General features: G+C 59.7%; 6 protein-coding genes, 1 tRNA gene and 1 pseudogene. 4 read left to right on the top strand and 4 right to left on the bottom strand.

All coding sequences use genetic code 11. The features are described from left to right. Nucleotides 1-94 precede the first annotated feature (94 nt). Nucleotides 95-229 (bottom strand): annotated as a pseudogene (locus APH35_RS29565) (LysR family transcriptional regulator); the annotation flags it as partial. Nucleotides 230-349: 120 nt separating this feature from the next. On the opposite strand from APH35_RS29565, the gene APH35_RS27665 reads away from it, so the two are divergent. The 3 genes from APH35_RS27665 to APH35_RS27655 all read left to right on the top strand — a co-directional run bounded on the left by APH35_RS27665 (nt 350) and on the right by APH35_RS27655 (nt 2,956). Beyond that, a complete protein-coding gene (locus APH35_RS27665; protein WP_012273550.1) occupies nt 350-1,084 on the top strand; it encodes an AzlC family ABC transporter permease in 735 nt (244 codons plus the stop codon). Continuing rightward, on the top strand, nt 1,081-1,407 hold the full coding sequence (locus APH35_RS27660; RefSeq protein ID WP_012273551.1) for an AzlD domain-containing protein: 327 nt from the start codon (nt 1,081-1,083) through the stop codon (nt 1,405-1,407). Before APH35_RS27665 ends, APH35_RS27660 begins: the two co-directional genes overlap by 4 nt. Nucleotides 1,408-1,588: 181 nt before the next feature. Next, a complete protein-coding gene (locus APH35_RS27655) occupies nt 1,589-2,956 on the top strand; it encodes an amino acid permease (protein ID WP_060515820.1) in 1,368 nt (455 codons plus the stop codon). Nucleotides 2,957-3,051: 95 nt separating this feature from the next. Here APH35_RS27655 and APH35_RS27650 read toward each other — a convergent pair. Both APH35_RS27650 and phnN read right to left on the bottom strand, forming a co-directional pair. Further along, a tRNA-Arg gene (locus APH35_RS27650) sits at nt 3,052-3,128 on the bottom strand. Nucleotides 3,129-3,239: 111 nt separating this feature from the next. Further along, complete coding sequence (gene phnN / locus APH35_RS27645) at nt 3,240-3,833, bottom strand: phosphonate metabolism protein/1,5-bisphosphokinase (PRPP-forming) PhnN (RefSeq protein ID WP_060515819.1); 594 nt, start codon at nt 3,831-3,833, stop codon at nt 3,240-3,242. Nucleotides 3,834-4,179: 346 nt separating this feature from the next. Between phnN and APH35_RS27640 the strand changes: the two genes are divergently transcribed. Next, entirely contained in the window at nt 4,180-4,506 is a 327-nt protein-coding gene (locus APH35_RS27640) for an Arc family DNA-binding protein (protein WP_012273554.1), read from the top strand. 106 nt (nt 4,507-4,612) lie between these two features. On the opposite strand, the gene mgtE is transcribed toward APH35_RS27640, so the two are convergent. Then, on the bottom strand, nt 4,613-6,055 hold the full coding sequence (mgtE, locus tag APH35_RS27635; protein WP_012273555.1) for a magnesium transporter: 1,443 nt from the start codon (nt 6,053-6,055) through the stop codon (nt 4,613-4,615). Nucleotides 6,056-6,452 lie beyond the last annotated feature (397 nt).

Below are 6,452 nucleotides of genomic sequence, written 5' to 3'. Positions count from 1 at the left end.
GGCAGCCACGGTTCTCTGAGGGAGCGGGCGATGAACTTGTGCCCGGGCATCAGCGCACCGCTCCACACCGCCCAATCACTCCAGCCCACATCGGCAATGCAGCGGTGGCACGGGGAATTACCTTGAGTTCAAACGCGGCACGGGCAAAGCCGCCCAGGCGCGCAGACGCTTCAAAGGCTCGCAAGGCATTGAGTGACAGGGCATGACGGGTGGGGCTATCGAGGTACACGGCTTCAGGCCTATTTTTTCAGGCCTATCATTCCAAGAATTTGACGTTGTGACCAACTGTCACACGCATTAACGTGGAGCTGCCTGACTGGCACCGTCCGAACACCTTCAAGGAACTCAAATGCCGTACAACAGCGGGACCCAAGCGTTCAGGCAGGGTGCCCACAACGCCCTGCCCTTGACCTCTGGCATCGTGCCCTTTGGCCTGATCACCGGGGTCACCGCCATCGGCATGGGCCTGTCACCGTCCGATGCCATCGGCATGACCCTGCTGTTCTATTCCGGGTCGGCGCAGATGGTGGTAATGCAGTTGATGCAGAACGCCGCCCTCCCGGTGACCATGGTGGTTACCGCGCTGGTCATCAACCTGCGCTTCCTGATGTACAGCGCCAGCCTGGCCCCGCACCTGGGGCAGCTGCCGCGCCGGCAAAAATGGCCGATGGCCTACATGCTGTCCGACCAGTCGTTCGCCCTGTGCACGCTGAAGATCGGCGCGGGTGGGCTGGGGCAGCATGCCTACCCCTACTACGCCGGTACGGCTATCACCATGTTCTTCGGCTGGAACCTCTCGGTGCTGGCTGGTATGTACCTGGGCGCGGGCATTCCGGAAGACTGGTCGCTGGGTTTCGCCATCCCCCTGTCGTTCCTGGCCCTGTTGATACCCGGCATACGCAATGCAGCCACGCTTGGCGCGGCGCTGACCGGTGGTGTGCTCGCCGTGCTGGCAGCCGACCTGCCGTACAACCTCGGCCTGCTGACGGGTGCGTTGGGCGGCATCACCGCCGGGCTGGTTATCGAGAGCTGGAAAACACCGCAAGCAATGCCTGAAGCCAACAGCGAACAGGAAGCATCATGAGCGAAATGACTCAATGGATAACCTTCGCCCTGATCGGCCTGGGCACGTTCGCCATCCGCCTGTCGTTCATCGAACTGCACACGGTGCTGCGCATTCCACCGCTGTTTCGCCGGGCACTGGCGTATGTGCCGGCCAGCGTACTGGCAGCACTGGTACTACCGGCGGTGGTGTTCCCGGACCGTCATGCCGGGTTCGACTGGATGAACCCGCAGATACCGGCGGCGGTACTGGCGGCACTGGTGGCGTGGCGCACGCGTAGTACGTTGCTGACGCTGGTAGTGGGCATGGGCGTGTTATGGGCGCTCAAGCACTGGGGGCTATAGCCACAAACAGCCCTCAGGAAAAATCGGCAGGATGTTCTGCACAGAATTCGTTTGAGGTCCTTGGCCTTATTGTCCATGGTGGCAGGCTGGTAGCTACTTGCCACGCGTGGACGCAGGCGCATGACGATGCCTGCGTTGGGGGACGTTATCGGATCCCCCCATAATAAGAGAGGACAAGGAAATGCAATCCAACAGTTTGAAGCAAAGCCTCAAGCAGCGGCATATCACCATGATCGCGCTGGGTGGGGTGATCGGTGCAGGGCTGTTCATGGGCTCAGGCTCACTGATCGCATCGGCGGGGCCTGCGGCCATTTTGTCGTATTTCATTGGCGGCCTGGTGGTTACCCTGGTCATGTTCATGCTCGGCGAAATGGCCTGCCGCAACCCGGATGCCGGGTCGTTCTCGACCTACGCCAACACCTACCTCGGCGACTGGGCCGGCTTTGCGGTTGGCTGGCTGTACTGGTTCAAGTCGATGATGACCATCACCCTCGAGGCGGTGCTGCTGGGCGCGATCTTGCATGACTTCCTGCCCTGGCTGCCGATTTGGGCGGGTGCCTTCCTGATGCTGGTGACCCTGATGGCCAGCAACGCCTACTCGGTGCGTTCGTTTGCCGAAGTGGAGTATTGGCTGGCGGCGATGAAAGTGGCGACCATCCTCATCTTCATGCTGCTGGGCCTCTCGATCCTGCTTGGCCTGCACAGCGACATTCCCTCGCCCGGCCTGGTCAACCTCACCGCCCATGACGGCTTCATGCCCAATGGCCTGTCTCCGGTGATGGCCGGCGTGATCGTGGTGATCTTCTCGCTGGGCGGCAGCGAAATTGCCGCTGTGGCTGCAGGTGAATCGGAGAACCCAAGGCAGAACGTGATTCGCGCGATCAAGAGCGTGATCCTGCGGGTGATGCTGTTCTACGTGGGTTCAGTGTCGATCCTGATCCTGTGCCTGCCGTGGACCGACAAGGCCAACCTGGCCTCGCCCTACGTTTCACTGTTCAGCCTGGCCGGTTTCGGTGGTGCTGCGGTAGCCATGAAACTGGTGCTGTTCGTCTCGTTCATGTCGGTGATGAACTCGTTCATGTTCTCCAACTCGCGCATGCTGTTCTCGCTGAGCCAACGCGGTCACGCGCCCAAACTGTTCTCGCGCACCAGCGCCAAGGGCGTGCCGATCAATGCACTGCTGCTGAGCCTGTCGATCTGCACCCTGATCCTGACCGTGCACTTTGTCAGCGGCGGCGACCTGTTCATGACCCTGGCCAAGAGCACCGGCAGCCTGGTGATGGTCGTATGGATCTTCATCATCATCGCCCATGTTGCCATGCGCTGGAAAACCCGCCACGAAGCGATCGACCCGAACGCCTTCCGCGCCTGGCTGTTCCCGTATGCCAACATCGTTGCGCTGCTCGCCTTGCTGACGGTGATCGGCACTCAGGCGTTCGAACCGGCGTCGCGCTTCCAGTTCTGGTTCACGGTGCTGACGGTGCTGCTGGTCGTGGCGGGGTACTTCGTGATGCGTCAGCGCCTGACCGGCAAGCTGGCGACCAACTGAGAGCAAGGGGATTGCCGCGCATTGACCGCGGGCAAATGGAATCACCATCGCGCGTTGCAATGGATGTGAGGCGGGTGTGTAGGAAAGGGTAGAAATGGCGTCCCAGGCAGGAATTGAACCTGCAACCTTCCCCTTAGGAGGGGGATGCTCTATCCAATTGAGCTACTGAGACGCAAGCACCGGCAGCAAGCGCTGCACAGCGGGACGGCAAGCATGTTAACCAGCATGCTGGCATTTGTCATGTCTGCGCCGGGCTTTTTCGCGTAATCCTTTTCTGGAAGCGCTATGCCCGAGGTAACACACCCTCGTCGCACAGCAACGCGAAAAGCCCCGCGACAGCCACCTCCAGTGCAGTGGAGTTGTCCAGCACATGCACCGACGGGTCTGTTGCCGTACGCAAGCGAACGCTGCGTGCCAGACGCTGTTCCACTTCATCTGCGGTTTCCCGGCCCCGGGCCAACAAGCGCTGGCGCAGTACCTCCGGCTTGACCTCGACCATCACGGCCAGCAAGTCCGGATAGCGCTGACGAGCCTCTGCCAGATAAGCCCGCGAGCCATTCACCAACACCGACCTGCCCGCCGCCAGCCACTGGTCCACCTGCCGAGGAATGCCGTAGTCCAGGCCATTGGCCCGCCAGTGCATGGCAAATTCACCCTGCGCCCGCAAGGCTTCAAACTGTTCGGGCGTGACACCTTGAGCGGCTTCGCCTTTGGCTTCGGCCGAGCGCGTAATGACGCGACGGGCAATTTCCACCCCGGCTGCTTCCAACCGCTCACGCGAAGCGTCGATCAGGGAATCTTTCCCCGCCCCCGACGGTCCTATCAGAAATATCAACCGGCCCGTCCCTGATCGGTGGTCGCTTGCGTCATGTTGCATAGCCACTATGCTCTATGAAAGGGAAACCGGCGCATTCTAGGGGTTTTCCAGGCCTTTTGCTGTGTTTTACCAGTTTTTGACGGCAAAAGACTGACGGTCAGGCAAGCCGGAGTATGTAAAACTTTTCAAACCAGTGCCCATTTCTGATAATTGGTACTGGCATAAAGCCTTTATCCGGCTCACTATTTGTCACAGAATTGACGCCAAGGAAACGGCGACCATGAGGCAAGATGAGCATCCATTTTTCACTGACGGTTGAACATTTTGTCGTCGCCACGGTCGTACTTCCATCCCGTGCGGCCAATTTGAGAACCGCTTCCCCTGAACCAAACTCCGGTCAATTTATATGCGCCCAATGAAACAGGCTATTTATTCCAGCCGCACCGCTGACAAGTTTGTCGTCCGCCTGCCAGACGGGATGCGTGAGCGCATTGCCGAGGTAGCGCGCAACCATCACCGCAGCATGAACTCCGAGATTATCGCGCGCCTGGAACAGAGCCTTATCCAGGAAGGCGCGCTGGGTGACGAGTTGAGCATGCGCCTGGACAGCCCTGAACTGTCCCTGCATGAGCGCGAGTTGCTGCAGCGCTTCCGCCAACTTTCCCACCGCCAGCAAAACGCCCTGGTCGCCCTCATCGCTCACGATGTGGAAATGGCCACCGACGCTTCCTGAGGTTTGCAGCGAACATGAAAAAGCCAGCGTAAGCTGGCTTTTTTGTGGGTGACTGACTGGCAGCAATATATCCCTGCGGGGGTTGCCCCCACAGGGGAAAAACGACCTACAGCAGGAACAGCGTAGCCAGGCCAAGGAAGATGAAGAATCCGCCGCTGTCGGTTACGGCAGTGATCATCACACTCGCCCCCATTGCCGGGTCGCGCCCCAAGCGGGCCAATGTCATCGGGATCAGCACCCCCATCAGCGCCGCCAGCAACAGGTTCAAGGTCATCGCGGCGGTCATCACCACCCCCAGTGACCAGCTGCCATACAGCCAGAACGCCACCGCACCGATCACGCCACCCCACACCAGGCCGTTGATCAGCGACACCGCCAACTCCTTGCGCATCAGGCGGCTGGTGTTGCCTGGCGACACCTGGTCCAGCGCCATGGCGCGCACGATCATGGTGATGGTCTGGTTACCCGAGTTGCCACCAATGCCCGCAACGATCGGCATCAACGCAGCCAACGCCACCAGTTTTTCAATCGACCCTTCAAACAGCCCGATCACTCGCGAAGCCACAAAGGCGGTAATCAGATTGATCGCCAGCCATGCCCAACGGTTGCGAAACGAACGCCACACCGAAGCGAAAATATCTTCTTCTTCACGCAGACCCGCCATGTTGAGGACTTCGCTCTCGCTCTCCTCACGGATCAGGTCGACCATCTCATCAATGGTCAAACGACCAATCAGGCGCTCGCTCTTGTCTACTACGGGTGCCGATACCAGGTCATAACGCTCGAAAGCCTGCGCCGCATCATAGGCATCTTCCTCGGGCTGGAAGGAAACCGGGTCGGTCGCCATGACCTCCGCCACCTTCTTCTCGGGGTCGTTGACCAGCAGGCGCTTGATCGGCAGTACCCCCTTGAGGATGCCGTCGTAATCGACCACGAACAGTTTGTCGGTGTGGTTCGGCAGCTCTTTCAGGCGGCGCAGGTAGCGCAGCACCACTTCCAGGCTGACGTCTTCGCGGATGGTGACCATCTCGAAGTCCATCAACGCACCGACCTGCTCCTCGTCGTAGCTCAACGCCGAACGTACGCGTTCGCGCTGCTGGGCATCGAGGGTTTCCATCAGCTCGTGAACAACGTCACGCGGCAGCTCAGGGGCCAGGTCGGCCAGCTCGTCGGCGTCCATCTCCTTGGCAGCAGCCAGCAGCTCGTGATCGTCCATGTCGGCGATCAGGGATTGGCGAACCGAGTCGGAAACTTCAAGCAGGATGTCGCCATCGCGATCCGAGCGCACCAGCTGCCAGACCGTCAGGCGGTCTTCCAGGGGCAAGGCTTCGAGGATGTAGGCGATGTCGGCGGGGTGCAGGTCATCGAGCTTGCGTTGCAGCTCGACGAGGTTCTGGCGGTGGACCAGGTTTTCCACCAGGTCGTTGTGCGCGCCTTCCTGGCGATGGGTCAGGTCTTCGACCACGCGCTGACGCTGCAGCAGTTCGACCACCTGGGCCAGGCGATCCTGCAGGCTTTCTTGCGCTTTTTTTACTTCTACTTCAGTCATAGGCGAACTCCACTCCCAGCAGCGGAGCACGCCGGGAGAATCAATCGGTCAGATCTTTCTGTATGAATCTTGTTAGCGAGTAACTACTGGGTAAGTCCATGGTGGTTTTCCACAAGCCCCGGCGGGGCTGACGGGCGCAATCATACACTGCTAAAGCTGTCAGATCGCTTAAATTTTTGGCTAGAACAATCGTTTGCGCGATAAAGCTGGGACAACGCTCGAAGCTATGAGTGCGACGGTTGCCGTGGATGGCAAAGCACATTTGATTTAGGGTGCCGCGCGCGGCGCCAAGCTACACCACAATCATTACAGAAGAGCGTAGATCGACATGAGCAACAATTCAGCGCTGCAGAAAAACAAAAAGCCCGCTCGATTGAGCGGGCTTCTTGATGGGATA

This window comes from Pseudomonas sp. NBRC 111132 (genome assembly GCF_001320565.1).
GTDB lineage: Bacteria > Pseudomonadota > Gammaproteobacteria > Pseudomonadales > Pseudomonadaceae > Aquipseudomonas > Aquipseudomonas putida_P.
This window is presented reverse-complemented; position numbering and strand designations above follow the sequence as displayed.